23 protein-coding genes and 5 pseudogenes are annotated in these 26260 nt (G+C 54.8%); 10 read left to right on the top strand and 18 right to left on the bottom strand.

What is annotated here, in order from left to right; translation table 11 throughout:
• The 5 genes and pseudogenes from IR141_RS08475 to IR141_RS08455 form a co-directional block, all read right to left on the bottom strand.
• Window positions 1-199 (bottom strand): annotated as a pseudogene (locus IR141_RS08475) (IS1595 family transposase); the annotation flags it as partial.
• 112 nt (window positions 200-311) lie between these two features.
• Window positions 312-608, bottom strand: coding sequence for a hypothetical protein (locus IR141_RS08470; protein ID WP_135035912.1), 297 nt, complete (start codon window positions 606-608; stop codon window positions 312-314).
• Between the two features lie 288 nt (window positions 609-896).
• The gene (locus IR141_RS13450) at window positions 897-1325 is read right to left on the bottom strand and encodes a hypothetical protein (RefSeq protein ID WP_228068204.1); all 429 of its coding nucleotides are present in this window, start codon (window positions 1323-1325) and stop codon (window positions 897-899) included.
• Between the two features lie 140 nt (window positions 1326-1465).
• On the bottom strand, window positions 1466-1696 hold the full coding sequence (locus IR141_RS08460) for a hypothetical protein (protein ID WP_135035909.1): 231 nt from the start codon (window positions 1694-1696) through the stop codon (window positions 1466-1468).
• 77 nt (window positions 1697-1773) lie between these two features.
• Window positions 1774-1917: a hypothetical protein gene (locus tag IR141_RS08455; protein ID WP_167743129.1), complete on the bottom strand. Its 144-nt coding sequence runs from the start codon at window positions 1915-1917 to the stop codon at window positions 1774-1776.
• A 209-nt stretch (window positions 1918-2126) separates the two neighbouring features.
• On the opposite strand from IR141_RS08455, the gene IR141_RS13860 reads away from it, so the two are divergent.
• Window positions 2127-2222, top strand: coding sequence for a helix-turn-helix domain-containing protein (locus tag IR141_RS13860; protein ID WP_245231734.1), 96 nt, complete (start codon window positions 2127-2129; stop codon window positions 2220-2222).
• A 520-nt stretch (window positions 2223-2742) separates the two neighbouring features.
• A pseudogene (locus IR141_RS13445) lies at window positions 2743-3099 on the top strand (IS21 family transposase); the annotation flags it as partial.
• A 225-nt stretch (window positions 3100-3324) separates the two neighbouring features.
• Here IR141_RS13445 and IR141_RS08445 read toward each other — a convergent pair.
• Window positions 3325-4785 carry a subtype B tannase gene (locus IR141_RS08445; RefSeq protein WP_135035903.1) on the bottom strand — a complete coding sequence of 487 codons (1461 nt, stop codon included), beginning with the start codon at window positions 4783-4785 and terminating at the stop codon, window positions 3325-3327.
• A gap of 353 nt (window positions 4786-5138) precedes the next feature.
• Between IR141_RS08445 and IR141_RS08440 the strand changes: the two genes are divergently transcribed.
• The 3 genes from IR141_RS08440 (at window position 5139) to ileS (ending at window position 10063) form a co-directional block, all read left to right on the top strand.
• Window positions 5139-5405 (top strand): GNAT family N-acetyltransferase, encoded by a 267-nt coding sequence (locus tag IR141_RS08440; protein WP_228068203.1) that lies wholly within the window; start codon window positions 5139-5141, stop codon window positions 5403-5405.
• Window positions 5406-6057: 652 nt separating this feature from the next.
• A complete protein-coding gene (rbsK, locus tag IR141_RS08435) occupies window positions 6058-6966 on the top strand; it encodes a ribokinase (protein ID WP_135035900.1) in 909 nt (302 codons plus the stop codon).
• A gap of 316 nt (window positions 6967-7282) precedes the next feature.
• A complete protein-coding gene (ileS, locus tag IR141_RS08430) occupies window positions 7283-10063 on the top strand; it encodes an isoleucine--tRNA ligase (protein ID WP_135035924.1) in 2781 nt (926 codons plus the stop codon).
• 454 nt (window positions 10064-10517) lie between these two features.
• Here ileS and pepN read toward each other — a convergent pair whose 3' ends face one another.
• Window positions 10518-13151 (bottom strand): aminopeptidase N, encoded by a 2634-nt coding sequence (gene pepN, locus IR141_RS08425; RefSeq protein ID WP_135035897.1) that lies wholly within the window; start codon window positions 13149-13151, stop codon window positions 10518-10520.
• 843 nt (window positions 13152-13994) lie between these two features.
• Window positions 13995-15227, bottom strand: a complete 1233-nt coding sequence (locus IR141_RS08420) for a family 20 glycosylhydrolase (RefSeq protein ID WP_228068202.1) — start codon at window positions 15225-15227, stop codon at window positions 13995-13997.
• 312 nt (window positions 15228-15539) lie between these two features.
• Here IR141_RS08420 and IR141_RS08415 point away from each other — a divergent pair.
• Window positions 15540-16159 (top strand): annotated as a pseudogene (locus tag IR141_RS08415) (IS1595 family transposase).
• Window positions 16160-16510: 351 nt separating this feature from the next.
• Here the strand turns inward: IR141_RS08415 and IR141_RS08410 are convergent.
• A complete protein-coding gene (locus tag IR141_RS08410; protein WP_135035894.1) occupies window positions 16511-17275 on the bottom strand; it encodes a ParA family protein in 765 nt (254 codons plus the stop codon).
• 156 nt (window positions 17276-17431) lie between these two features.
• Between IR141_RS08410 and IR141_RS08405 the strand changes: the two genes are divergently transcribed.
• Window positions 17432-17680, top strand: a complete 249-nt coding sequence (locus IR141_RS08405) for a DUF1289 domain-containing protein (protein ID WP_135035891.1) — start codon at window positions 17432-17434, stop codon at window positions 17678-17680.
• A 443-nt stretch (window positions 17681-18123) separates the two neighbouring features.
• Here IR141_RS08405 and IR141_RS13855 read toward each other — a convergent pair whose 3' ends face one another.
• Together IR141_RS13855 and IR141_RS08400 are read right to left on the bottom strand one after the other, a co-directional pair.
• A complete protein-coding gene (locus IR141_RS13855; RefSeq protein WP_255518810.1) occupies window positions 18124-18249 on the bottom strand; it encodes a hypothetical protein in 126 nt (41 codons plus the stop codon).
• Between the two features lie 114 nt (window positions 18250-18363).
• A complete protein-coding gene (locus IR141_RS08400) occupies window positions 18364-19311 on the bottom strand; it encodes an ABC transporter ATP-binding protein (RefSeq protein ID WP_135035888.1) in 948 nt (315 codons plus the stop codon).
• A gap of 106 nt (window positions 19312-19417) precedes the next feature.
• On the opposite strand from IR141_RS08400, the gene IR141_RS13850 reads away from it, so the two are divergent.
• Complete coding sequence (locus IR141_RS13850; RefSeq protein WP_255518809.1) at window positions 19418-19549, top strand: hypothetical protein; 132 nt, start codon at window positions 19418-19420, stop codon at window positions 19547-19549.
• Window positions 19550-19901: 352 nt separating this feature from the next.
• On the opposite strand, the gene rplS is transcribed toward IR141_RS13850, so the two are convergent.
• The 6 genes and pseudogenes from rplS to IR141_RS08370 all read right to left on the bottom strand — a co-directional run bounded on the left by rplS (window position 19902) and on the right by IR141_RS08370 (window position 25018).
• The gene (gene rplS, locus IR141_RS08395; protein WP_135035885.1) at window positions 19902-20267 is read right to left on the bottom strand and encodes a 50S ribosomal protein L19; all 366 of its coding nucleotides are present in this window, start codon (window positions 20265-20267) and stop codon (window positions 19902-19904) included.
• A gap of 13 nt (window positions 20268-20280) precedes the next feature.
• Window positions 20281-21030: a tRNA (guanosine(37)-N1)-methyltransferase TrmD gene (gene trmD / locus IR141_RS08390; protein WP_135035882.1), complete on the bottom strand. Its 750-nt coding sequence runs from the start codon at window positions 21028-21030 to the stop codon at window positions 20281-20283.
• Window positions 21030-21539 carry a ribosome maturation factor RimM gene (gene rimM, locus IR141_RS08385; protein ID WP_167743127.1) on the bottom strand — a complete coding sequence of 170 codons (510 nt, stop codon included), beginning with the start codon at window positions 21537-21539 and terminating at the stop codon, window positions 21030-21032. Before rimM ends, trmD begins: the two co-directional genes overlap by 1 nt.
• A 16-nt stretch (window positions 21540-21555) precedes the next feature.
• On the bottom strand, window positions 21556-21804 hold the full coding sequence (gene rpsP / locus IR141_RS08380) for a 30S ribosomal protein S16 (protein WP_135035879.1): 249 nt from the start codon (window positions 21802-21804) through the stop codon (window positions 21556-21558).
• Window positions 21805-21862: 58 nt separating this feature from the next.
• On the bottom strand, window positions 21863-24124 hold the full coding sequence (locus IR141_RS08375) for a bifunctional acetate--CoA ligase family protein/GNAT family N-acetyltransferase (protein ID WP_135035876.1): 2262 nt from the start codon (window positions 24122-24124) through the stop codon (window positions 21863-21865).
• A gap of 118 nt (window positions 24125-24242) precedes the next feature.
• Window positions 24243-25018: pseudogene (locus tag IR141_RS08370) on the bottom strand (S24 family peptidase).
• A gap of 140 nt (window positions 25019-25158) precedes the next feature.
• Between IR141_RS08370 and IR141_RS13440 the strand changes: the two are divergent.
• Both IR141_RS13440 and IR141_RS08360 read left to right on the top strand, forming a co-directional pair.
• Window positions 25159-25404: a helix-turn-helix domain-containing protein gene (locus IR141_RS13440; protein WP_228068201.1), complete on the top strand. Its 246-nt coding sequence runs from the start codon at window positions 25159-25161 to the stop codon at window positions 25402-25404.
• Between the two features lie 348 nt (window positions 25405-25752).
• The gene (locus IR141_RS08360; RefSeq protein WP_135035874.1) at window positions 25753-26010 is read left to right on the top strand and encodes a hypothetical protein; all 258 of its coding nucleotides are present in this window, start codon (window positions 25753-25755) and stop codon (window positions 26008-26010) included.
• On the opposite strand, the pseudogene IR141_RS13435 reads toward IR141_RS08360, so the two are convergent.
• Window positions 25998-26260, bottom strand: a pseudogene (locus IR141_RS13435) (integrase core domain-containing protein); the annotation flags it as partial. The gene IR141_RS08360 and the pseudogene IR141_RS13435 sit on opposite strands and share 13 nt — an antisense overlap.

Genomic DNA, 26260 nt, shown 5'->3' with positions numbered 1-26260 from the left:
CATCAACTTCTACTTCACCATCAAGCATTTCCAGATGCGGGCTGTTGTGATAGATAAGTAAGCGCAAACGGTGGAAGTAATAGGCAGCGGTATTTTTATTGACGCTAACTAATTGCGCCGCTGTGCGGGCGGTAACACCTGCAACAAATAGTTCAATCAGTTTGTTTTGCTTGTACTGACTTAAACGACTTTTTCTCATAGGGATTATTCTAACCTGAAGTTAAATTTCCCTAGTTATCTAGTACAGCCCTAAAAATAAAATCCGCCCACTTAAAAATGCGGGCGAGTATATACAATGATTACTGATTAAGTTAGGCAGATAAAAACCCTAAATCTTTTTCACCAAGCCATGTCAGAGACAGACCCGTACTGACAATGAAAGCATCTATCATTACAAAAACATGTTTGAGAGCTTGAACGGCATCTATTCCATGCACTTGAAAATCCATGTCTTCTCCTGCCCCAACAATCCGATACCGGTAAATCCACTTTTCTTCATGCACTTTCTCAGGCTGGGCAATAAATATATCTACCAATGTTTCGGGAGAACCAGCAAAAGCAAGTGTTCTGTGTGCAATGCAAGTATCTTTGGTTATTTTCTCACTCATGATTTTACCTATTCATTACTTATTTAATAAAGCCGGAAAACCTATTTTTCCGTTATTTTTGGAGCAGTATACAAGGCGTTCGTTAGCAGATGACCAACATACTGCTCTTTTCGAACTGTTTGTTACCTTGTTACACGCTGCTATATCGGCATTATGCTGGCGGTTGCATGGCTCATACTTCGATCATTGAGCAGATACAGATGTTGAATATCATGCTGCTAGCAAAACCTTAAAGTATATAAATTTAGCTTCATCATTTACTCCTTCGTATAACGTTCCTCAATGAATTTAACAATTCAAGACAATATAAACAAGAAAAGTTCTATTAAAAAATATGAAACGATAAGTCAACGAGAAATACCATCTTCTTGTCTTTTCTCCGTTACCGCCGGCAGATGCTCTAATTTTTCGAGCTCTACGATCTTTGTCGTGTATGCGGTCATAACGGCTTTGAGCCTTGGTGTCAAACGATTGCCCGGCCACTTCTTTTGCCAGTTTGCCGATGATGCGGGCTTTGGTTTTATGCCCCATCTTGTACAGTTCTTTGGCGATTTGCCCGTATTGCTCGAGCACGATGCCGCGTGTACGCAGAGTTTCCCTTAAAAACGGATGCTTGGGGTGGCCGCTGCCGAAATACAGGCCTCCGTCTGATTTGGCCTTCCCAGAGCGGGTTTTGTAGCCCAAAAACCAATCATCGACATTGCGGTGGATACCCATTTGTTTCCTTTCTGGTTATTCCCGCCTGCGGCGGTTGGTTTGCAGCACCGGTATGGGCATCTATAAACTCTTTCAGTTCGGCAATCTGCCGGCTGTTCAAAGATGCGTTTTCGCCCGCGTTCAGACGGCGGGCGATTTGGTTACTGCCGCTCCACAGAATCCCGCACCATCGACCAGTAAAAATGGGTGCGCGCCAGCGTCTGCATATCCGGCGGCAGGCCGGATATGGTTTTTTCCATCGCGTGTTCCAGCAAAGAGCAGCGCAGTTTTTCCGCCGTACCGGCGGCGGCCATGTGCATTTGGTAGTGATGCTTGGCCGTTTTCAGGCCGCCGTGCGGAATATCTGCTTCGCGTGCCGGTTCTTTTTCCATGGTGTTTTCCAAAACAGAAAGGCCGTCTGAAATTTTAGACGGCCTTTCTGGCGGGGTTCCGGGCAGGATGCAGCGGTTCAGCGCTCGAAAGAAATTTCGCTTTGCCCGGGCGGTTCGGGCTTCTGAACCTGCCGTAATTTTTCTTTAACCCGGCTGCTATAAAAATTGATGCGCGCCTGCATCTTCGTCTGCTCGGGCAGCCCTTTAATCAGGGTTTCCATTTGGGATTCCAACAGACGGCGGTGTTCCTGTTGTGGCGAGGGCAGGGTCTGCTCCGTATAACGCCAACTGCAAACGTTCTTGCAGGGATTGTTCGCGGGCTGTGTCAACATGCATATAAAACTGCCCCAAAGAATCGGGGAATGGGCATCTAAAAGCGCACCACCCCGATGCATAGATAAATTCCCCGCTTTTATGGAGTTTCCCGGCAATGATTAACATGGAAACCATTACCAAAGCACGCCGTCTGTTTCATCAGGGCGTATCCGTCCGACAAATCGCCAAACAGTCCGACATCAACCGCTGAACCGTTAATCAATACATCTGCACCGAAACCCTGCCCCGGCCAAATACCAACGTAGTAAACAACACTATCCCGCAGATGTTGGCTTTCTTTGCTATGGAAGGGTTTAACCGCTATCTGCCCGAAAGGTGCAACAGTGACTCGGCCAAACGCAAACATCCCCATTTCAAACGGCAGACGGTTGCAGAAGTTTTCCCGCAAGAATAAGGCCGTCTGAAAGATTGCCGCCGGCCTTGTGCCCGGCTTTCAGACGGCCCGAACGGTTCCGCTGTGTTTGAAGGCCCGCCCTTTCCCGGCTGCCGATATTTCCGCCTTGATGCCCGTACCGGCAAGCAATCGGCTGCCGACAGCCCGTTGCGCAACCGCCGTTCCGCATTGGGGATGCCCCGGTGCACAGCTTCATTTTCCCGCGCGTTTCAAGCCTTGCCGTGAACAGTCAGTGCCCGGTGAACTTTGAAGGCAGCCGTCAGCGCACCCCTTGTCATTGGGTCAGAGGGCAGGCCGCCTTCATGTTTACTTGGACAAGATACAAATCGTGGACGGACAGGAAGTGCTTGCAGAGCACATCAGGTTATACGGTAAAGGACAGACTGCTTATCAGCCCCGGCATTACTTGCCGCTGCTCAAACGCAAACCCGGCGCATTGAGAAACGGGGAACCGTTCAAACAATGGATATTGCCTCCCGCCGTAAAAGAGCTGCAAAAACACCTGATGAAACAGAAATCCGGAGACAGAGCTATGGTGGAAATATTGGCACTGATTGCCGAATACGGCGAAGAAGTCGGTGTGACGGCAGCCGAATCGGCATTGGAGTGCGGTATTCCCACGGTGGCGGCGGTACAGAACATCATCAACCGTTTAAACGAACCGGCGATACCGAAATCCAACCTGCCCGGGGTATCCGCCGCAAACGCAGTACGGCGGATATTTTGGAACGGTTGCTGCACCGTTTCGGGGCGATTGAAACGGGTAATGAGTCTTTCAGATTTAAAAACCGCTGCCGATACCGGTTTGAAAGTGGTGTACTTTTAGATGGCTATTGGCAGGGGCTTGCGGGTTTAAGTATTGGCGCGGTTTGCGTTGCTCTGTTGGATTTGTTTGGCGTTATCCGGCTGTGGATATTTGTTTTATCCAGGCAAAAAGCTCTTCCAAATCATAATCGCCGCCATGCCCCACCTCCCATGGTAGGAAGTAATCAACGTTGTGGCCGTGGTTTTGCAGTTTGGCGGCCAATACGGCGGATACGGCCAATGAGGTGTCGCGGTCGTTGGTGCCGGTGCGGATGCGCCAGTGTCGGGAGGTTTGTGCGCCGCTGCTGCCGATATAGTGGAGCGGATTCATCATATTCACGGTTTGTGCATCGGCCAAAGCGGCATTTTCGGCGGCACTGTGCTGCATGGCGAAATCGGTGAAGTGCCGTTTGTCGGCGGCGGCACTGCCGAAAAGCTGGTTTTCGCCGCTGCTTAAATCCACGGCATCAAAGGCAGGCGGTGTTTTTTGGCGGCCTGCGGCGCGGGCGTATTGGTCGAAATCCACGGCGGTTACTTTGCCGTTTTTCACGGTGAGCCAGTTGCGTTTGCCGAGGTTTTTGCCGGCATCGAGCTGTTGTTGGGCAGACGCGCCCAAGAGGCCGGCAATGTGGTTTTTGAAACTGCCGTTGCCGTTTTTATCGAGTGTGAGTGCGCGGCCTTGCGGATCTTTGAGTTTGAGGCTGTTGAGATAGGCGGGGTAGAGTGGTTTGAGTTGGTCGGACAGTTTGATTTCGGCGGCGGTGAGCGTGCCCGGCACCAGCTCGCGTTTCACGTTGTAGTCGAGCATGGTGATGTTTATTTTTTTGTAGGTGTTGATGCCGTTAAACTGCCATTCGTAGGCCATGTCGGCATGGCCGGGGTCGGTAATCGGGCAATAGGCGGAAACGGCGAAAACATCATCGGGCGCTTCGGCTGCGCCCAAGTCTTTCAGACGGCCTTCGTAATCTTTGCTGTTGCCGGCAGCACCGAGCAGGGCGGATAAGGCACCGCCGGAGCTGGTGCCGTTGGCAATGATTTTGGCGGCATCGCCCGGCATGGCATGGTCGTTGGCTTTCAAATAGCGTACAGCGGCTTTCAAATCGACACTGGCAGCGGTGCGGCCGCGCGCGCCGGCCGAAGCCACCACATAGCCTTTGGACAAGGCCGTCAATATGGCGTTGGGACGGTTATTATTGCGCGGGTCGTGTCCGGGTTTGCCCGCTTTGGCAGGCATATAGCCGCCGATTGGGTTGGGGAAGAAAATCGGCGCGTTTTCAGCGGTGTAGCCCTCGATGCTGCCGCCCGAATAATAGGCCTCGGGCACATAAATATTGAGGGTTTCGTATTCGGCATCGGCCGGGTTGTTCACATACACGATGCCTTCAAATGCCCGATAATGCACGGTTCGGCCGTTTATTTCCGAGCTTTGTTTTGTGGATGTTTGTTTGGCAAAACCCAAATCGCCGTTTTGCGCCGTGCCGGCTTTTGGCGCGGAGCAGGCGGTCAAGCTGAAGGCAAACGAAGCGGCAATCAGGGCAAGGGCGGTTTTTTTCATGGTTTTCCGTTGGAAACAAGGTTGGATGAAAGTTGGAAATTTCGGTTAAGACTTTCCCGGCCGTCTGAAAAGTTCCGGCCTCTGCGGCGCAGCGGCAGCAGCAAAAAGCCTGCGGCTGCTTAAAGGCGGCGTTCAGACGGCCTCGGCACCACGGCAACACTTTACAACACACAACCCGTGCCGCACACGCTGTTTTACCATTGTTCGGCACATATGTTGCAGGCGGCCGAAACCGTGCAGGCGGCGTGATGTCGAAGAGCACGCCGGCCGCTCTCTTGCTGGTACAATAAAGCCGCAGGATTCGGGCAGTTGCCCCCGCCGCACTTTTGTCACTAAAAAAATCAGGCCTCATCATGAACACCGTTAAATATTTTCCCGAAAAACAGAAATTTTCCCTGCTGCAAGATTTTGACGAAGCAGGCTATCTCACCTACCGCATCGAAAACGGCGCGTGGAACATCGACCATACCGTTATCCACCCTGCCTATCGCGGCAAAGGTTTGGCACGGCTGTTGGTTGAAGCCGCCGCCGCCGAAGCAGCCGGGCAAAACATAGCCTTAACCGCCGGTTGCAGCTATGCAGCGGCCGTGCTGGCCGAGCGCAGCGGAGAAACCCGATAAAAAGAAACGGCACTTTGCCCCGTTGCAAACACAATGGCTTGCCGGGCCTGCTTTAACAGAGCCGCTCCGGCCGCTCCGCCTGCGGTTCGGCACCGGCTTGGGCGGATTAAATGAAACAGCAGGGCAGGCGGCACAGGCCGCAAACCGGCCGATGCCGTGTCCGCTTCAATTTATTTAACGATACCCACACAGCGTGCGGCTGCGATACCTGCTTTTTGATTTTACCCGCCATCATCTGAATATTTTCAGACGGCCTTTGCATCCAAGCAGACGGCCGGGATGGCGGCAGAATTTACAAACATTTGCCCGAACCCCGCCCTCACTTGGCGCAGCGCAGCGGGCAGGTGCAGCCGATGATGGGGTTCAAGCCTTTCAGACGGCCTGCAAACAGGTTGGCAAAGTCTCAGGCCGTCTGAAAAAACACAATCCGATTTTGACGGCACCACTTATTAAAGGAACCCGCCATGCAGGCACCGAAAACCACCATAACCGGCAACATCAATTATAAACTTGGTACATCGTCTCCCCGAATCCCGCCTGCCCTGGGCGGCTCAGCGGGCCTGCGGAGCCGATGATGGGATTCAAGCCTTTCAGACGGCCTGAAAAAAACACAACCCGATTTTGACGGAACCACCCATTAAAGGAACCCGCTATGCAGGCACCGAAAATCACCGTAACCGGCAGCATCAATATAGACTTGGTCACATCGTCTCCCCGCTTTCCGCAGCCGGGTGAAACTCTGATGGGAACATCGTTTGAGCGTTTTATGGGCGGGAAAGGCGCCAATCAGGCGGTGGCGGCGGCGCGCTTGGGCGCGAGCGTCAGCATGGTGGGGGCGGTGGGCAGCGATGCGTTCGGCCGCGAAGCATTGGAAAACCTGAAACGCGAGGGCATCAACATCGAGGGCGTGCAGGTGCTGGAAGATGCGCCTACCGGCATGGCCAATATCACCGTGGCCGAAGGCGACAACCACATCATCGTGGTTGCCGGTGCCAATTCCGGCATCACGCCCGCGCATATCGAAGCCTGCGAAAAGCAAATTGCCGCTGCCGATGCGGTGCTGGCACAGTTGGAAATCCCGATGGCGTGCGTGATAACCGCTGCTGCGCTGGCGCGCAAACACGGCAAGCCGTTTATACTCAACCCCGCGCCCGCGCAAAAACTGCCTGCCGAACTGCTGGATTGGGTTACGCTGCTCACGCCCAACGCCCACGAGCTGGCTATCTGCCTGGGTTTGCCCGAAAACATGCCGGCAGAAGAGCTCATCGCCCGCGCGCCCTGCCCGGTGTTGATGACGCGCGGCAGCGAAGGTGCGCTGTATCACGATGGGCAGGGAAAACTGCGCCGGCAGGGCGGCTTCAACGTTATGCCTGTTGACACCACCGGCGCGGGCGACACCTTTAACGGCGCCTTTGCCGTGTTCCGCGCCGAGGGCATGGAAACAGCCGTGCGCAAGGCCAATGCCGCCGCTGCCTTGTCGGTAACCAAAGCGGGCGCACAAAGCGGTATGCCCGATGCCGCCGCGTTGGCAACCTTTCTCGCCGCGCAAACCCCGCCCTAACGCCGCAGGGTTTTCAGACGGCCTGCCCGCAAGCGTGCAGATTTTGAATAAGGTTTCCGACAAGCCATATTGAATTGAAACATTGCGCCGTGGCCGGGAAACACTCCGCCCGCCAAAGCCGCCCTGCTTGGGCGCAACGGCTCGGCAAACATGTGCCGTGCAGCGCGCAGGCCGTGTTCCCCGCGGGCATATTCCCTTATAAAAGCGGCGCAATTAGGCTACAATGCGGCCTTGATTATCTGAAACACATCTGTTTCAGACGGCCGCAGCCGCAATGCTTTCAAGGCCGTCTGAAAGCGGCAACCGCGAGAAAACCATGACCGACTACAGCAAAACCGTCAATCTCTATGAATCGCCCTTTCCCATGCGCGGCAGTCTGGCCAAGCGCGAGCCTGCCTGGGTGAAAAGCTGGCAGGAGCAGCAGCGTTACCAGAAACTGCGCGCCAAAGCCAAAGGCCGCCCCCAATTTGTGCTGCACGACGGCCCGCCTTATGCCAACGGCGACATCCACATCGGCCACGCGGTCAATAAAATTCTCAAAGACATCATTATCCGCAGCAAAACACTGGCCGGCTTCGATGCCCCCTATGTGCCCGGCTGGGACTGCCACGGCCTGCCGATTGAAGTGATGGTGGAAAAACTGCACGGCAAAAATATGCCTGATGCCAAGTTTCGCGAACTCTGCCGCGAATATGCCGCCGAGCAGATTGCGCGCCAGAAAAAAGACTTTATCCGCCTGGGCGTGCTGGGCGACTGGGGCAACCCCTATCTCACCATGGACTTCAAAACCGAAGCCGACACCGTGCGCACGCTGGGCGAAATCTACAAAGCCGGCTATCTCTACCGCGGCGAAAAACCCGTGCAGTTCTGTTTGGACTGCGGCTCTTCGCTGGCCGAAGCCGAGGTGGAGTATAAAGACAAAATTTCCGATGCCATCGATGTGGCCTATTTGTTTAAAGACAACGCCGCACTGGCCGCCGCCTTCGGCCTGCCGCAAATCGAAGGCCCGGTATTTGCGGTGATTTGGACGACCACACCGTGGACGCTGCCCGCCAGCCAGGCCGTTGCCGCTAGTGCAGATGTGGTGTACCAATTAACCGACACCCCCAAAGGCAGGTTGGTGCTGGCCAAAGAATTGGCCGCAGAGGCATGGAAACGCTACGGCTTTTCAGACGGCCAAACCACCGTGCTGGCCGAAGCCGCCGGCAGCAGGCTCGAAAACCTGCATCTCGCCCACCCCTTTATCGAGCGCGACATTCTGATGCTCAACGGCGGCCACGTTACCACCGATGCCGGCACCGGCCTCGTACACAGCGCGCCCGCACACGGCCTGGAAGACTATTTCGTCTGCCTCAAATACGGCATCAAACTCTACAACCCCGTTAACGGCGAAGGCCGCTACAGCGCAGAAGTGCCGCGCGTGGCCGGCTTAACCGTGTGGGAAGCCAACCCCGTTATCATCGAATGGCTGCAAGAAGCAGGCCGGCTCTTGGCGCACAACACAATCGAACACAGCTATGCCCACTGCTGGCGGCACAAAACCCCGCTGATTTACCGTGCCACCGGCCAATGGTTTATCGGCATGGACCAAGCCGGCACCAACGGCAAAACCCTGCGCAACACCGCCCTCAAAGCGGTGGACGACACCGAGTTTTTTCCCTCTTGGGGGCGCGCCCGCCTACAGGCCATGATAGAAGGCCGCCCCGACTGGGTGGTGTCGCGCCAGCGTTATTGGGGCACGCCGATGACGTTTTTCGTGCACAAACAAACCGGCGAGCTGCACCCGCGCACCGCCGAACTGTTGGAAGAAGTGGCGCAGCGCATCGAGCAAAAAGGCATCGAAGCCTGGTTTGCGCTTGATGCCGCCGAACTGCTGGGCGCAGAAGCCGCACAATACGAAAAACTGAAAGACACCATGGATGTGTGGTTCGATTCGGGCAGCACCCACTTTTCCGTGCTCAAACAACGCGAAGAATTGGCCTGGCCCGCCGACCTCTACCTCGAAGGCAGCGACCAGCACCGCGGCTGGTTCCAATCGTCCATGCTCACCGGCTGCGCCTCAATGGAGCGCGCACCCTACAAGCAGCTGCTCACCCACGGCTTCGTGGTCGATCAAAACGGCAGAAAAATGTCGAAATCGCTGGGCAACGTTGTCGCCCCGCAAGAAGTGTATAACGAATTCGGTGCCGACATCCTTCGCCTGTGGACGGCCTCCACCGATTACAGCGGCGAATTGGCCATATCCAAAGAAATCCTCAAGCGCGTTACCGAAAGCTACCGCCGCATCCGCAACACCCTGAGCTTTTTATTCGCCAACCTGAGCGACTTCCGCCCCATCGAACACGCCGTGCCGCACGACCAGATGGTCGAAATCGACCGCTACGCCCTCGTGCTGGCGCGCCGCCTGCAAGAACGTTTGGCGGGCGGTTACTACCCGCGCTACGCCTTCCACTTCGCCGTGAAAGACATCGTTGCCTTCTGCTCGGAAGACTTGGGCGCGTTTTATCTCGATATCCTGAAAGACCGTCTCTACACCACCCAAACAGACAACCACGCCCGCCGCAGCGCGCAAACCGCGCTCTACCACATCACCCGCAGCCTGGTGCTGCTGATTTCGCCGATACTGTGTTTCACTGCCGAAGAAGCGTGGGACATCATCGGCGGTGGCGAAGAAGACAGCGTGCTGTTCCACACTTGGCACGAATTTCCGCCCATCCACGAAAAAAGCGAAGCCGCCCTGATGGAAAAATGGCAGGCCGTGCGCCAGGTGCGCGAAGCCGTTACCGCCGCCATCGAGCCTTTGCGTGCCGACAAAACGGTAGGTTCGTCTTTGCAGGTTGAAGTGGAGATTACCGCGCCCGAAAACCTGGCGGCCTATCTGAAAATGCTCGGCGGTGAATTGCGCTTTGCCCTGCTGGTGTCGAAGGCCTCCGTTGTCGAAGGCAGCGCGCTGGCCGTAACCGCCAAAGTGAGCGGCGGCGAAAAATGCGGGCGTTGCTGGCACTACACCGGCGACATCGGTGCCGTCCACCCCGGCATCTGCAAACGCTGCTCGGAAAACCTCGAAGGCAAAGGCGAAGAGCGCCACTACGCCTGATGATGAATTATGCCGTAAGGTGAAGGTACAGGGCCGAGACCTTTGTAAAACTCATTGGAGCCGTCTGAAATATCGGAACCCGATAATCCGGCATTGGTTATTTTGGCGAAAGGCAGAGATTTCGGAAACATCCGATGCAGGATGCCGGGGCAGGCCGGCAATGACGGGCAAGGAAAACATGTAGCCGCATTAAGTTTTCAGACGGCCTGTTACCTTTGCAAAATACCTTAAGGCCGTCTGAAATATTAGATTTCTCATTATCAGGCCTGACCCGATAATCCGGTATCGGCCATTCAGGCAAAGGGCAGGTATTTCAGAAACATCCGATGCGGGACGACCGGGGGCAGGCCGGCAATGATGCAGACTGCTAAGATGCTGAAACAACTTGAAAAAGCTTGAGGCCGTCTGAAAACTTTTCAGACGGCCTCAAGCTTTTAAACCATGCCTATGCGCATCACGCCAAAATCTTGCCCACGATTTCGGCAACGTCTTTCGATAGGCCGCTTTGGTTTTGAATCCGCTGTAGTTGGCTCTGCATCAGGCTTCTGCGGCGGGGTTCGAGTTGATTGCAGAGGTTGAATGCCTGCACCAAACGGGCGGCCGATTGCGGGTTGAAGCGGTCGATTTCCATCACTTTTTCGGCGATAAAGGCATAGCCTGCGCCGCTTTCGGCGTGAAAGTGCGGCACGTTGCGGCTGAACGCCCCCAGCAGCGAGCGGGCTTTGTTGGGGTTTTCGAGGCTGAATGCGGGGTGGCTGAGTGCTGCTTGAACCTGTGCCGGCGTGTCGGCACGGCGGCTGGCGGCAATCAGGGTGAAATATTTGTCCATCACCAGCGCATCGTTGCGGAATTTTTCGGCAAATGCGTTCAGCAATTGGTTGCGCACGGGGCTTTCGTTGTGGTTGATTGCCGACAAAATGCCCCATTCGTGGGTCATGTTTTTCGCCATTTCTTCATATTTGGCGGCAACGGTGTCGATGTGGGCGGGGTCGGCGCGCAACACGAAGGCGCGGCAGGTGTTGCGCAGGGTGCGCCAGCCGGCGCGCTCGGGGCTGTATTCGTAGCGGACGGCGGGGTCGGCCTGTGCTTCGGCGCAGGCGGCTTTTTGGTTCAGGCTCAGAAACTGCGGCATAAAGTGCGCGGCGATGGTGTCAAGCAGGGCTTCGCGGGCTTGGTGCACCAGCAAAGGTTGGATGTTTGCGCGGTCTGCCCACAATTCGCTTTCAGACGGCACTTCGAGCAGCATGGCCTGAAAGGCGGGGTTTAAGTCGGCAGCCAGCACATAGGCCACGGCTTCGAGCAGTTTGGGGTGTTCGGGCAGCGGCAGGCCTTTTGCGAGCGCGGCTTCGTTGGCGGCGGCGGCGCGGCGGTAGAGTGTTTGGCCGGCTTCCCAGCGGGCGAAAGGGTCGGTGTCGGCGGCCAGCAGCACCGCCAGCTCTTCATCGGTGTAGGGGTAGTGGAGATGCACGGGGGCGGAAAAGCCGCGCAGCAGCGAGGGAATCACGTTTTGATGCACGTTGTCGAAATAAAAGGTTTGTTCCGCTTCGGTGATAAGCAGCACGGTTTCGGTAAGCTCCGCGCTGCTGCCCGGCCGTCTGAAAGCCACCGGCCTGCCGCTTTCGGCATCGAAGAGTGCGGCTTTCAGCGGCATGGTCATGGGCTGTTTCCCGGCCATATCGGGAGTGGGCGGGATATGCTGTTTCACCGTGAGCTCGAAGCGGCCGGCGCCGACATTCAGACGGCCGGCGGTGTCGAGCACGGGCGTGCCGGCCTGGCTGTACCACAGGGCGAAGCGGTCGAGGTTGATGCCGTTGGCCTCTGCCATGGCGGCGCGGAAATCATCGCAGGTTACGGCCCGACCGTCGTGGCGTTGAAAATAAAGCCGCATACCTTTCTGAAAACCTGCTTCGCCCAGCAGGGTGTGGTACATGCGCACCACTTCGGCACCTTTTTCATACACCGTCATGGTGTAGAAATTGTTCATTTCTTCATAGGATTCGGGGCGCACGGGGTGGGCGGTGGGCCCTGCGTCTTCAGGGAACTGGTGGGCGCGCAGCAGGGCAACGTTTTCAATGCGGCAGGTGGCGTGGCTGATGCGGTCGGCCGAAAACTCCTGATCGCGGAACACGGTGAGGCCTTCCTTGAGCGAAAGCTGGAACCAGTCGCGGCAGGTTACGCGGTTGCCCGTCCAGTTGTGGAAATATTCGTGGGCAATCACGCTCTCGATGGCGGCGAAATCGGCATCGGTGGCGGTGCGGCTGTCGGCCAGCACATATTTGGTGTTGAAAATATTGAGGCCTTTGTTTTCCATCGCACCCATGTTGAAGTCGCCCACGGCCACAACCATGTAGGTATCGAGGTCGTATTCGAGCTTGAAGCGCTGCTCGTCCCAGCGCATGGCGTGCTTGAGCGATTCTATGGCGAAGGCGGTTTTATCCTGATCGGCGGCCGCGGTATAAAACTCGATGGCAATTTCGCGGCCGCTGCCGGCGGTGTAGCTGCTGCAGGTGGGCACGAGGTTACCCGCCACCAGCGCAAAAAGATAGCTCGGTTTGGCAAACGGATCATGCCATTTTGCCCAATGGCGGCCGTCTGAAAGCGTGCCGCTGCCGGTTTTGTTGCCGTTGGAAAGCAGCACGGGATAGCGCGCGGCATCGGCGGTGATGGTGGTGGTGAACACCGACATCACATCGGGGCGGTCGGGGTAGAAAGTGATTTTGCGGAAACCCTCGGGTTCGCATTGGGTAAACAGATTGCCGCCGCTTTCATAAAGCCCCATCAGCGATTTGTTTTCAGACGGCTTAACCAGGGTTTTGATGGTTACATCAAACGGCACGGCAGGCACGTTTTCCAGCACCAGCTTTTCTTCAGAGAGCGCGTAGTTTGTGATGGTTTCGCCGTTGACGGCTACCGTTACCAGCTCGGCAGAACCGTTTAACACCAGCGGCGCACCGGGCTGCTGCGGCACCACCGCCAAGTGCGCCGTTACAGCGGTGTGGCTGTTGCCGATATCGAAATGCAGTTCGGTGGTGCTGACCAGATAGGCAGGAGGTTGGTAGTCTTTCAGATAATGTACGGTTTTGCTCATTATGGCTTCTTTCGCAAAAGGGCGGGCAAAAAAACGGCATTATATAGCGAAACCGACTGCGCCGTTTTTATCTCCGCACCCCGCAGCGCAAGCCGACTGCTGCCGCCGGCACGGCAAACGAGCCGGGCATTTGAAACAGCGCGCCTGCGGCCGTCTGAAACCAGGGGTTGCCGGCAGCGGGGTACAAAACGGTTTTTGCCGGCGAAGTCTGCAACCGGCCAATCCCCACGCACGGGGCGGCGTGCGGTTGGCCGTCTGAAATTGCAATCTGCCGCCGTTGGCAATCGGCGGCAGCTCCCGGTCGTGCAAAACCATTTCTTTTAAAATTCGGCAGCCCGTAACCGCCAAGCACGGGAGCAGGGCTGCATTGGCTGGGCCGTCTGAAAGCATGAATCAAGGCTGTTGAACATCAGAATGCGGATACATCGGCCGAACCGCTTGGACGCGTTAGCCAAAACCGTTTGAAGCAGGGCTGCCCGCGCCAGGCGCGGCGGTTTGCCTGATAGCGGGGGGATGGCTTTCTTCTGCGCCAAACACGCGGGCGGCGTGGGGTGGCCTTCTGAAACACCACGCCCGAGGCCGTCTGAAAATCAGAAAACACTCCCGGTCGGGACAAAATTATTGTTTCTGCAGTTCTGCAACCGGCCAAGAGCGGGAACGGGTGGGATAGGTCGAACCGTTTGAAAGTAGTGATCTCAGCCGTCTGAAACTATCCTACCTGCCCGATGCCGTCTGAACCTGGGTTGCCCGCCTGTGCCGAGCGGGGGCGGTTTGCCTGACGGCGGGGTGTATTGGCTTTCCCTGCGCCAAGCACGGGGCGGCGTGGGGTTGGCCGTCTGAAAATCAGGGCTTGGCTGTTTTGGTTTTGTTTATCATGGCCCGCAGCGGAGCGGCAATGTGGCGGCGTAGGGTTTCGTTGCTCAGGCCGCGGCTGTTTTCGCCCCACACGGCCAGCGCGGCTCCGGTTATCTTGGCGGTGTCAGCAGCATTGGCGGTGTTTTCGCCGTCCCACACGCCCAAGTGCCAGCGTTTTTGAATATCTTGCGCCGAAAAGGCGGCATCGTGGGGAAAATTGCGTTTGCCGTTGGGCACTAAATAAAGGTAATACGAATTGTAGTTCAACACCGAAAAACCTTTGGCGGCCAGCTCGGGCAGACCGGCGCGTATGCTGCGGCGGTAGCGGGCGGCTTCGGGGTCGGCCGGGTCGCCATCGTAGCTCCAATAGGTGATTTCGATGCTGCGGTTGAGTTGGCCGAGCGTGCTGTTAATCAGGCCATCGTTCCACAGGCGGGTTTTCAGCCCTTTGCCGGCCAGGTGCGCAGCCAAAGTGTTGGCATAGCCGATAAATTTGTGGTTGCTCTCGGGGCTGTAGCCGAATTCATCGCCGCCGATGTGGAAATGGCGGCTGCGGTTAAACACTTCAGCAGCTTCGTCAAGCAAAGCTTTCACCAGGCGGACGCTTTCGGGGTTGGCGATGTCTATTTCTCCGGCGGCCGTTTCCGGTTGCAGCTGCCGCACATAATCTTGGCCGTGTTTGTGTTTAAGCAGTGTGAGAATGCCGCCCACGTGGGCGGGGCTGCCGATTTCCGGCACCAGCTCGATTTTTTTGGATTCAGCATAACGGACAAGCCCGCGCATCTGTTTGAAACTTAAAAACGGCCGGCCGGTGGCGGGGTTGGTGTACACACCGTTGCCATCGCGGCGGGCCGATGCGGTTGTCTGCCCCAAAAGCGGGCTTTCCAGGGCATAATTTTCATCATCGGAAAAATGCAGATGCAGAAACTGCCCGCCCGCAGCGGCCAGCATATCGATAAACTGCCTGATTTCCCCGGCAGAATAAAAGCGGCGGGCAGTATCGAGCATCAAGCCGTTTTGCTTGGCAGCCTTAGGCTGCTGTGCAACCCGTTGCGGCAGCACACCCTGGTTTGAAGCAGCAGCGGGCAGCATCAACACCCCCAGGAACAGGGTGGCAAACAGCTGCTTCATTACGCTGTAGTGTTTTTTGTTAAGCATCAACACCCCCAGGAACAGGGTGGCAAACAGCTTGGGCAAAAGAGAAGAGAGAGGTAAAAACATCGGCATCCAATCAGATTTTCGGCGGTTGCCTGTTATAACGCGGCCAACGCATAAATTGCGCTAATTTTTTTAATAATTGTGTTAGCGCGGCAGAATCCGCCATCGGGTATCTTCAGCGGCGAAGATGCCCTGCTGCGCTGCAGACTGTCTGAATGATCCATTGGCTCCCTCGCACCCTATGACTGCTTTACTTTAAAATCATAACAGCGTTGGCTTGCCTTGTACTATTTTCGTCCCACCGCCTTGCGCTTAAATACTTAGAGGCTATCCTAAATAACCAAGGAAATTCGAATTCAGTTTAGAATAATCCCCATGAAAAAAAGCCGTTTAAGCCACTACAGACCAAACAAACTCATCGAACTGTTTGCAGCAGGCGTTACAGCACGGGCAACTGCCGAGCCGGTTGGTGTAAACAAAACACTGCCGCCTATTATTTTCATCTCTGCGATTACTTAGCTTCCACAACAGCCCGCATTTGGAAATGTTTGAGGGCGGAGTAGAAATTGATGAAAGTTATTTTGGCGGACAACGCAAAGGCAGACGCGGTGCTGCCGGCAAAGCCGCCGTATTCGGTTTTTTGAAGCACAACGGCAAAGTTTATACGGTTACCGTGCCCAATACACAAACCGCTGCTTTACTGCCGGTCATCCGCGGACAAGTAAAGCCGGACAGCATTGTCTATACCGATTGCTGCAAAAGTTATGATGTACTTGATTCGGACGGATTCAGCTGCTTTCGCATCAACCACAGTATACGGTTTGCAGAACGGCAAAACCACATTAACGGAATCGGGAGCTTTCGGAATCAGGCAAAACGGCATTTGCTCAAGTTTAACGGTATTCCCAAAGAACATTTTGAGGCTGTATTTAAAGGCGTGCGGACGGCGTTTTGGCAACAGTGAAATAAAGTCTCAAATTTCTATTTTGAAATAATTGGTAAAGAGAGATTTATCTTGGTTATCCAGGGTAGTCCCAATACTTGCACGTAACCGGATGCACTTTCGCTGCCTGCTTCACGGCAGAGCTGGTTAAAAGGGCGGATATCGGAGTTGTGGTGGACAAATTGTTGGCGGATTAAGGGCGGGTAGCGTATGGTAGATATGGCAAAGGCCCGGCTGCATATTTTCAGACGGGCCTTTGCTCGATTTGTTTTTATAGTGTTCCCGTTATATTTGTATCTGCCCCAAGCGTGTTTTTTGGGAAAGAAAAATACTCGGGGCAGCCTGGGCATGCCGCAGTTTTATCAAACTAACGGATGTTGTTTTGCCGCCAATTGATTGTTTTTTATTTCAGTTTCTCCAACAGCTCTTTTGCCAAATCCAAATAGGCCAGCGTGCCTTTGGCTTTGGCATCGTAAGCCAAAGCGGGCATGCCGTGGCTGGGGGCTTCGGCCAGGCGTATGTTGCGGGGAATGGTGGTAGAAAAAAGCTGTTTGCCGAAATGTACCTGCAATTGTTCGGAAACTTCCTGCGAGAGACGGCTGCGGCTGTCATAGAGTGTACGCACAATGCCGATGATGTCTAACTGCGGGTTGATGGCTTGGCGGATTTTGCGCACGGTGGCCACTAAGTCGGAGATGCCTTCGAGTGCATAATATTCGCACACCATCGGCACAATCACGCCGTTGGCTGCTACCAGGCCGTTGAGCGTGAGTAGTGTGAGCGTGGGCGGGCAGTCGATTAACACGAAATCATAATCGCCGGCCACATCGGCCAGCGCGTTTTTCAGGCGCATTTCACGGGCGATTTCCTGTACCAGCTCCACCTCGGCGCCTGCCAGCGCACGGTTGGCGGCCAATATATCGTATGCGCCCGATTCGCTGCGCAGCAGGGCATCTTGGATTGGGGATTCGCTCAGCAGCACTGGGTAGACGCCGCGGATATTGCTTTTGTCGATGCCGCTGCCGGTGGTGGCGTTGCCTTGCGGGTCGAGGTCGATAACCAAAACCCGTTTTTTCTGCGCGGCCAGCGAAGCGGCAAGATTGACCACGGTGGTGGTTTTGCCGACACCGCCTTTTTGGTTGGCTACGGCGATAATCTGTGTGCCCATGTGTGAAACCTGTGAGATTTTGCGGTTGGCCGAATTGTACCGTTATTTGCGGCGCAATGGTATGAAGGCGGCCTGCAATTGAAACTGCCCGGGTTTTCAAGCAGAATGGCGATTTTGTAAGGGTTTTGACTATCTGCCCCTGTTTTCAGCCCGCTTATGGAACAACTCGAATTTTTTGCCATTCCCAGCCCCTGTGTCGGAGTGTGCGAAGCCGATGGTAACGGCTTGTGCAAAGGTTGCCTGCGCAGCCGCAACGAGCGTTTGTATTGGCTGAAAATGAGTGATGCCCAAAAACACCAAGTGATACGGCTGATTGCTGCGCGCCGCCGGAAACTGCAGAAACAGGCGTGGGAAAAACAGCAGGCATCGGCAGAGCTGCCTGAGCAGGCGGGGTTGGGGTTTTAACGGTTGCAGGGTGTGTTTTCAGACGGCCTGATGTGTTTGGGAAAACCTTATCGGGCAGGGCGGTGTATTTTGGTCTGAGCCGGTGTGGAAAATACCATCATAATGAACCGCTTCGTTTCTGTTGCAGACATTGCTGTGTTTTGCCGCATTGTTTGCAGCTTGCCAGGTGCCGAAAATGAAGCGGATTCATTATAGAGCATTCCGGCTCGTTTATTTTGTATTGTTCATTTTTTTGCTTGTTGCTTTGCAAGCCGCGCCGGGCAGGAATGCTGAAAGACTCTGCAAAGGCTGCGTGGCTTTTTAGGGGATTCAACAAACCACTAAACAATCGTTTGAGTAAAAATAAAAGCGTTGGGGGATAAAAAATGCAAACGAGCCGGCATGTTCCAATACTCGGTGTTTGGGAAAAATTCATGCCGGTATTTCAAATTTATGCACCATCTCTAGGTTGTTCTAATCATCTGATTGTTTTTAAAGAGCCATAGGATGCCCGGCCCGATGATGATAAGGAGCATAGCGGTAAGTATGTTCAGACGGCCGGTGTGGTTTTGCAGAAACCACGGTTCCATAACAGTAAGCCGCTGCTGCTTCAGAAGGTGCGCCATACCGGGGTTTGGCCGGTATGGCGTGGATTCATTTGTGTGAAAACGGGAACAGGCTGTGATAGACAGTGGTTTTTTGGTTCAACCGAACCTGACCACTTGGCTTTCATCTACCCGCAGCGGCCATTCGCTGCCCGGTTGCAGGTTGAGGCCGGCAGACTGCGCCGGGTTGAGATAAAGCCGTATTTCGCCGTACTGAGGGTGGTGCAGTGTAATCAGGTTGCGGTCGGGCAGGCGCACGCACGACACAATTCGGCTGGCCGCGCCTTGACAATGGTTGAAGCAGAGTGCCTGCTGCGGAATGTAGCGCTCGTTGCTGATGTTTTCTGCACCGATCAAACGGGCAGCGCAGGCATCAACCGGGGCGCTGATCAGCGTATCCGGTTCGGCCAGTTGGAGAATGCGGCCGTTGTGCATCAGTGCGATATGGTCGGCCAGTGCAAACGCTTCTTCGGGGTCGTGTGTAACCATAACGGCAGGGATATGGAGGCGGCGGATACTCTCGATAGCCAGTTGCCGCAGCCGGCGGCGCAGGTCGGTGTCCAGGCTGGAGAAAGGTTCATCGAGCAGTATCAGTTGCGGTTCGGTAATCAGCGCGCGGGCGAGTGCCACGCGTTGCTGCTCTCCGCCGGAGAGGCTTTCGGGGCGGCGGCCGGCCTCATGGGTTAAGCCGACTCCGGCCAGCATGGCTTCGGCACGCTGTTGCGCCCGGGCTTTGTTTGCCCCGCGCATTTTCAGGCCGAAGGCGGTGTTTTGCAGCACCGTTAAATGCGGCAGCAGGGCATAATCTTGAAATACCAATGAGATATGGCGATGTTCGGGCGGGAGGCGGGTACGGTTTTCGCCGTTTATCCACACTTCGCCGCTGTCGGGTTCCACCAATCCGGCGATGATTTTCAACAGGGTGGATTTGCCGCATCCTGAACGGCCGAGCACGGCCAGCAGCGTGCCGTTGTTTACTTCAAGGGAGATATTGCCGGCCACAGTTTTACTGCCGTAGTGTTTGTTGATGTTTTTGATTTGCAGCATAAATTTCTTTCAGACGGCCTTATATATTGCACCCCAACAAAAGGGGTGTATTTTTACATTATACCCCTTGACAAAGCAGAATAACCGACTTTTTCAGGGGTCTGAAATGTCATTGGCCTACTACACCGTAACACCCGAGCCCGAACTTTTCCCCAAGTCCTACATCGTCCGCATTTTCAAAGACGACAATCTGAGCCGCACGGCCTTTGGTGTGCCGATAAGCCATTATGTTGAATAACCTTGCTTCGAGGCAAGCATGATAAGGCAAATAGCGGGAGCCGCCCCGAGGGAGGGGTGGGGAGGGATGCCTGTAAGGCTTGTGGCGGGGTTGGAAAAATGCAACGATAGTGTATCCACTTAATTTCCGCTACCGAACTGCTGCGCCGCAGCTTAAAGAAAACGATTCGGTAAGCTGTCAAAGCGGCAGCAGGGTCGGTTTTGTATTGCCTGATGTTTTAATATGCCGGATATGCTGAAAAATGAATGATTTGGATTCACTTAACGGGTTGGCCGTCTGAAAAACTTCGGCACAGCCTTGTCTAAACAAAATACCCGCCTGTGTAGCGGGTATTTTCACTGCGCAGGTCGGCTCAGCCTTTGCGGGCAGGCAGTTTTTCTTTGATGCGTGCAGCTTTGCCGGTGAGGCCGCGCAGGTAATAGAGTTTGGCACGGCGCACATCGCCGCGGCGTTTCACTTCGATTTTTTCTACGTTGGGCGAATACAGTTGGAAAGTACGCTCAACGCCTTCGCCGCTGGAAATTTTGCGCACAATGAAGTTGCTGTTCAAACCGCGGTTGCGGCGGGAGATAACCACACCTTCATAGGCCTGCAGGCGGCTGCGGCTGCCTTCCACTACGCGCACGGAAACCACTACGGTGTCGCCGGGTGAGAATTCGGGGATTTGTTTGTTTAAGCGGGCAATTTCTTCCTGCTCTAATTGTTGGATCAGATTCATGTTTTTTCCTAAGTTATGATGGGTTCTCCCGTTGCTCTTGCAGGATTTCGTTCAAGAGGCGGGATTCCTGTGGGATAAAACTGCGCTTTTCGAGTAAATCGGGTCGGCGCGCCAAGGTGCGTCGCAGCGATTCTTTCAACCGCCACTCGGCTATCAGGCCGTGGTTGCCGCAGCGTAATACTTCGGGAACCGTCATGCCTTGAAATTCTAAGGGTTTGGTGTAGTGGGGGCAGTCCAGCAGGCCGTCTGAAAACGAATCCTGTTCGGCAGACTGCATATCGCCCAATACGCCGGGTATCAGCCGTAAAACGGCATCCATCAGCATCATGGCGGGCAATTCGCCGCCGGAAACGACAAAATCGCCGATGCCGATTTCTTCATCAACGCTGCTTTGCAGCAGGCGCTCGTCTATGCCTTCATAGCGGCCGCAGAGCAAAATCAGGTTGTCGGACCGGGCAAGCTCCGCCGCTTTGGAGTGGGTGAGCGGTGTGCCTTGCGGGCTGAGATAAATCACTTTTCTGCTGCCGCTGCATTGTGCTTCGGCTTCTTCGATGGCAGCTTTGAGCGGCGGCGCCATCATAATCATTCCGGGACCGCCGCCGAAAGGGCGGCTGTCGATATAGCCGAGTTTGTTATCGGCAAAGCGGCGCGGGTTGATGGCGTTGAAGCGCCACAAGTTTTGTTTGAGTGCCCGCCCGGTTACACCGTATCCGGTAATGCTTTGAAACATTTCGGGAAACAAGGTAACGGCCTGAATCAGCATCAGTAATCCAAACCCCAGTCGGCTGTGATGGTTTTGCTGTCGGCGGTTACAGTTAGGATGTATTGGGAAACGAAAGGAATAAGTTTCCGGCCGTATCCGCCTTCTACCACCAATACATCGTGTGCACCGGTTTCCATCAGATTTGTAACCATGCCCAAGGTAATACCTTCGGTGTTGGTTACGGTCATGCCCACCAAGTCTGCCCAGTAATATTCATCTTCATCAGCAGGGGTGAAGGCTTTGCGGGGGATCTCTATGGTATGGCCGCGCAGGGCAAATGCTTCATCGCGGTTATCTATGCCTTCGAGTTTTACTTGCAGTTCGCCGTTGGCGGTTTTTCCTGCTTCGAGAATAACGTTGCGGTGCAGGCCGTTTTTGCTTAGCCTCCACTCCGGGTAGTCCAGCAGGCTGTCGGCGTATTCGGTGTCGGCGGCGATTTTGAGCCAGCCTTTAACCCCGAATACGCCTTTGATGTAGCCCATGGCTACCCATTGCTGAGAATTAGTCATGGCAGTTGGCGGGGATTCAGGCTGCGGCTTTTTGCTCTTTAACCAGCTTGGCCACGGCTTCGCTGACTTGTGCGCCTTGTGCGACCCAGTGGTTGAGGCGCTCGGCGTTCAGGCGTACACGCTCTTGTTTTTCGTTGGCTACGGGGTTGTAGAAGCCTACACGCTCGATAAAGCGGCCATCGCGGCGGTTGCGCGAATCGGTAACGACAACATTGAAAAACGGACGGTGTTTCGAGCCGCCGCGTGCCAAACGGATAACTACCATGAGAAAATTCCTTGTATAAAAAATCGGATGTATGGAAAACTGATGATTCTAAGATAAATTAGGATTTTAGTGCAAGTATTTGTTGTTTTAAATTGTGCTTGATGTTGTTTACGGGGGTGTTTTTCGGTTTGTCCAGGGTTAGTACGGCTTCGGTGAGGGCATTGTCGTGCGGAGATGGGGTGAAGGTGAAGCCGAGTTTGCCGGCCAGTTTCAGCATGGCGGTGTTGTTTTGCAGAATTTCGGCACTCATTTCGCGGTAGCCCTGCTGTTTGGCCGTCTGAATGATTTGCGCCATCAGGTGTGCGGCCAGCCCCTGCCCTTGGGCGGCAGGAGTGGTGGTGATGCCGAATTCGCAGCGTCCTGCGGTGTCGGTGGAGCTGAAACGGGCTACACCCAGCCAGATGCCGCTTTCGGTTTCGGCAACAACTGCGCTTTCGCAGGTGTAATCGAGATTGCAGGCGCGGGCGAGCATGGCGGGGCTGAGTTCGGCAAGGTGCATCATGTAGCGGGTGTAGCGTTGTTCTTCGGGCAGGCTGCGCACGAAATTCTGTTTGGCTTCGGCATCTTCGGGCAGCAGCGGCCTGATGCGGACGGTTTGGCCGTTTTTGAGGGTGAAGGTGTGCGCGGGTTTGGCGGGGTAGGGGGCGAACACGTTTTCGGCGGTTTCGGCCTGCGGGTCGGTTTTGATGTTTGAGCTTATGCCCGTGCTGCCGGCGGAAACACTGATTTTGCTGATAAAAGGCAGAGAAGCGGCGGTGTTCAGGCTGTGCAGCAGCTGGTGTATGGTTTTTTGGTGGCGTTTCAAACCGGTTTGGCGGATCAGGTATTCGGCATCGAGCGTGGTAAAGGGCGGCAATACGACCAGTGTGCGTACGGGGGTGCGGACGTAGAGTGCGGCACCGTAACGGGGGTGGCATTTGAATGTGAGTACAAACTGCGGGTTGGCTTCGGGGGTTTTGTGTTCGGGCAGGCAGAGTGATTCGGCCAGTTGCGGCAGGTTGTTTTGCATTTTTTGTATGCCGCGCACCGAAGGTGTTTTCAGATGGCCGGGAAGGGGTTTGGCGGTTTGGTTTTGCTGCTGTTTCAGGTCGGTATAAACGTTTTGGCAGCGGAATGCCTGCAAGGCTTGGGCAGGGCGGGGGAATTGCAGCAGGCCGTCTGAAAAGGGGCTGCTGATGAATAGGGGTTTGCCGGTTTGGCGTTGCAGACCGGCCATCAGCCGCGTGATATTTTCGGCGGTGTTGTCGGCGGTGGGGGCAACGATGGCCAGCAGGGCTTCGGTTTGGTGGTGTTGCAGGCAGTTTTCTGCCAGCGCACGGTAGCGTGCGGGAGCGGGGTTGCTGCCGATGTTTCCGTAAAGGTTTTCAGACGGCCTCTCGTTGCCGGGAAGCGGGTGCAGTGTGATGCCGAGTGTGTCGGCATGGGTTTGCAGGCTGCCGCAGGGTTCGTTGGCGATGATGTGCAGTTTGCGGGCAGGTTTGCTGCCGGCGGCCAGGGCTTGGATGGCGGCGGCGGTTTCATCGGGTGTGAACGCCAATACGCAGCCGCAGCGGCGCGAAATTGCCTGCAAAACCGCTTGTTCTTCTGGATCGGCATAATGGGAAACCGACAGCAGCACGGGCTTGCGGCGGGCGGCGCGGCGTATGGCGCTAAAGAGCCGGCGCTGGTTTTCATGTGGGTTGTGTGTTACGGCAATCAGCCGGGTAGCAGGGTCGGCGGCGAGCATGTCGATAAAGTCGGCGGAAACGGTGGGGCTGAGCGGATAATGCAGTCCGATATGGTATGAAACACCCGGCCCGGCCTGCGTTATTTGAGCCGGCAGGCGCGCGCTTTCCGAAGCGTTGCCGCTGATGATGCCCACACCGCCTGCGGGCAGGTCGGGGAGAATGCCGCTGTTCAAACCCAGTGCGGGCACCTGTATGGCGGCGGGATGGCACACGCTGATGTTTATGCCGTATTTGCGTGCTTTCTGCACCGCTTCTTGCGCTTGTGCCAGCGTGTCGGCGGAGAGGTTGTCCCAATCCTGCACCAAAACGGTATGGGGGATGTTTTGTTTGCGGCAGGCTTTTAAAACGGCTTCGTAGCTTGCGGGCGGAGTCAGCACCAGTACCATATCGGCTGCATCGGGTATGCGGCTTAGGTTGGCGTAGGCTTTGATGCCGCCCACGGTTTTGCGGTGCAGATTAACCGGCGTTATCTGCCCGTGAAAAGGGGTGCGCAACAGCGCAGTCAGCACGCGTTCTCCCAGGCTGTGCGGGCGTTCGCTGGCGCCGATAACGACCAGATGGCGGGGGGATAGGGGAACTGGCCGGTTGTGCATGATATGGCTTTCTTTGGTTGCGGTTGGGTATCTAAGGGATAATGTCTGTATGAAACAAAAAAATAGAATGCTATAGTATTGTTACGCCCCGGCTCGGATAATGGTTTTAAACTACCTTTTAACTGATGGTACATCTGAACCATTCTACGCGGCCTATGATGGCTATGTTGTCGCCCATGTCGGACAAGTCTATTTCAAACGGTGCGTATGCGGGGTTGGCCGAGGTTATCAGCAGCTTGCCCGGTATTGATTGCACACGCTTTACCATCAGGTCGTTGTTGATTCTGAGAACAAACAGGCCTTCGCGGGGGGAGTGGCGGCATGGTTTACCAGTATTGTATCCCCTTCGTTCAGCACACCTTCCATCACGCATCGCGTCCGATGCCCAAAGCATCTTAGTATTGTATCCCCTTCGTTCAGCACACCTTCCATCGAATCGCCTTTTACGGCAATAACCGACAGCTTATCCAGCTCCCTGCAAACATAATGCTCTATCCAATCCCTGTGGAATGCCATATAAAACAAAGGATGCTCGCTTTCTACCGGGTAGCCGTGCCCCGCCGCCGCAAATACGTCATAGCGCGGGATAAAAACAAATTCTTCTATGTTTACGGGATTGCCGCGCGGGTCGGCAGCGGCCGTTGCATTGCTGCCCTTTGCGTCATTGAGGCCTGAGACAGCATCTGCATACGGCTTGCCCTTACCTGTTAATAACCAGTTCAGATTGCAGCCGGTTGATTCTTTAATCTTTATTAGCGTTTCCGTATTTGGTAGGCCGCCCTCGGACCAAATGCGGCTAAATCCGGGCTGGCTCATCCCTATGGCTTTTGCAATAGCGGCGGGCTTTAAATTATCACGCCATAAATAAGCTAACCTTTCTTTAAAAGTGTCCATTTTTTATCCTTTTAAGCGGTTGCTTAGTATTATTCGCTCAACTTAGAAATAATTATAATCAATAACTCTTATTAAAGGATAGTTATATAATTAACCATATTGGCACTGACGATAATCAGGATTGCCATCGTTCCGAAATTTTGGCAGCCGTCCAAAAACGTGGAAAAACCATCAAACAGCTATCTATGGAGGCAGGCTTGAGCCAAAACACCCTGAAAAACGCACTGCAATTTTCATATTCTAAAGGGGAAAAATCATTGCTGAGTTTTTGGAGATGCAGCCCGAGCAAATTTAGCCAAGCCGTTATCAGAACAAGAGTTTCTCTGCTTAATTACATATTAGCAAATAAGCCAAGCAAAAAGGTCAAAACAATATGCAAATGCTAATGTTTAAAAGGTGGTTGTTATGCATTTAGATGATATGTTGTCTCGTCAAATAGCAAAAATCATAGGGAAATCAAGGCTGGCGGTTTAAAGGAGTGTCCGGAATAGCCCGTGGCGGCAAGGTCAAGCTCTATCTGACCACAGCCTGCCCGCCGAAATTCAGGCGGCGATTAAGCAAAAGCAAGCCGCGGAATTGTTGGCGGCGGCACAGCCGGAACAGCTGCCAAGCGTGGTTAAACAGACGCGGACGCCGGCGCGGCGCAAACTGGAGCAGCTGGGGCTGCCGATTAACGAGTATGCCGACGGCCTGACGGACAAAGAGCGCGATGGGGCGCATGCGCGGATGCGGTGGTGGCCGAGGTGCTAAAAATGCACAATGTGGCCGGGCTGAAAATCTCGGCGGCGGTGGAATATGTGGCTCGACAGGCAGAACAGGGCCTGCTGTCGGAGCCGCTAGCGGGCTTTGCGGTGATGCCGCTGGAGCGGCTGGTTGCGCAGGCACAGGTCAAAACCAAGAAAAAACGGGTGCTACACGAAATCGTGGAGTACTGGCTGCGGGCGTGGTGCAACCCGAACAAGTGGCCGTTGCCGATGAGTTATAGGGTGTAGGAAATGGTCGGGTTGTTTACACAACAGGTTGGGAATGAAGCCTGTAAGACCTCAAAAGGGGTGTCACCTTTCAGGCTCTTGTGGGGCTTGACGTTATTATAAAAGTTAACAAAACGACATAACGTTAACAAAACGACATAACTCTTTTTGCCGGTGCGCCGAATCCTTAAACGGATGCTTGTCATGCCACATTTCCATTAAGGTACGGACAACCCGCCCGGCTTTACCATTGGTTTGCGGCCGGGCAACA

It is taken from the genome of Neisseria sp. 19428wB4_WF04 (genome assembly GCF_015235335.1).
Classification (GTDB): Bacteria; Pseudomonadota; Gammaproteobacteria; order Burkholderiales; family Neisseriaceae; genus Neisseria; species Neisseria musculi.
The sequence above is the reverse complement of the archived record's forward strand: the minus strand, read 5'-3'. Positions and strand labels throughout refer to the sequence as shown.

Coding starts and splice junctions, on each gene's coding strand:
- IR141_RS08470 (WP_135035912.1), bottom strand. CDS start 608: ATGAGTGAGAAAATAACCAAAGATACTTGCATTGCACACAGAACACTT.
- IR141_RS13450 (WP_228068204.1), bottom strand. CDS start 1,325: ATGGGTATCCACCGCAATGTCGATGATTGGTTTTTGGGCTACAAAACC.
- IR141_RS08460 (WP_135035909.1), bottom strand. CDS start 1,696: ATGGAAAAAGAACCGGCACGCGAAGCAGATATTCCGCACGGCGGCCTG.
- IR141_RS08455 (WP_167743129.1), bottom strand. CDS start 1,917: ATGGAAACCCTGATTAAAGGGCTGCCCGAGCAGACGAAGATGCAGGCG.
- IR141_RS13860 (WP_245231734.1), top strand. CDS start 2,127: ATGATTAACATGGAAACCATTACCAAAGCACGCCGTCTGTTTCATCAG.
- IR141_RS08445 (WP_135035903.1), bottom strand. CDS start 4,785: ATGAAAAAAACCGCCCTTGCCCTGATTGCCGCTTCGTTTGCCTTCAGC.
- IR141_RS08440 (WP_228068203.1), top strand. CDS start 5,139: ATGAACACCGTTAAATATTTTCCCGAAAAACAGAAATTTTCCCTGCTG.
- rbsK (WP_135035900.1), top strand. CDS start 6,058: ATGCAGGCACCGAAAATCACCGTAACCGGCAGCATCAATATAGACTTG.
- ileS (WP_135035924.1), top strand. CDS start 7,283: ATGACCGACTACAGCAAAACCGTCAATCTCTATGAATCGCCCTTTCCC.
- pepN (WP_135035897.1), bottom strand. CDS start 13,151: ATGAGCAAAACCGTACATTATCTGAAAGACTACCAACCTCCTGCCTAT.
- IR141_RS08420 (WP_228068202.1), bottom strand. CDS start 15,227: ATGTTTTTACCTCTCTCTTCTCTTTTGCCCAAGCTGTTTGCCACCCTG.
- IR141_RS08410 (WP_135035894.1), bottom strand. CDS start 17,275: ATGGGCACACAGATTATCGCCGTAGCCAACCAAAAAGGCGGTGTCGGC.
- IR141_RS08405 (WP_135035891.1), top strand. CDS start 17,432: ATGGAACAACTCGAATTTTTTGCCATTCCCAGCCCCTGTGTCGGAGTG.
- IR141_RS13855 (WP_255518810.1), bottom strand. CDS start 18,249: ATGGAACCGTGGTTTCTGCAAAACCACACCGGCCGTCTGAACATACTT.
- IR141_RS08400 (WP_135035888.1), bottom strand. CDS start 19,311: ATGCTGCAAATCAAAAACATCAACAAACACTACGGCAGTAAAACTGTG.
- IR141_RS13850 (WP_255518809.1), top strand. CDS start 19,418: ATGTCATTGGCCTACTACACCGTAACACCCGAGCCCGAACTTTTCCCC.
- rplS (WP_135035885.1), bottom strand. CDS start 20,267: ATGAATCTGATCCAACAATTAGAGCAGGAAGAAATTGCCCGCTTAAAC.
- trmD (WP_135035882.1), bottom strand. CDS start 21,030: ATGCTGATTCAGGCCGTTACCTTGTTTCCCGAAATGTTTCAAAGCATT.
- rimM (WP_167743127.1), bottom strand. CDS start 21,539: ATGACTAATTCTCAGCAATGGGTAGCCATGGGCTACATCAAAGGCGTA.
- rpsP (WP_135035879.1), bottom strand. CDS start 21,804: ATGGTAGTTATCCGTTTGGCACGCGGCGGCTCGAAACACCGTCCGTTT.
- IR141_RS08375 (WP_135035876.1), bottom strand. CDS start 24,124: ATGCACAACCGGCCAGTTCCCCTATCCCCCCGCCATCTGGTCGTTATC.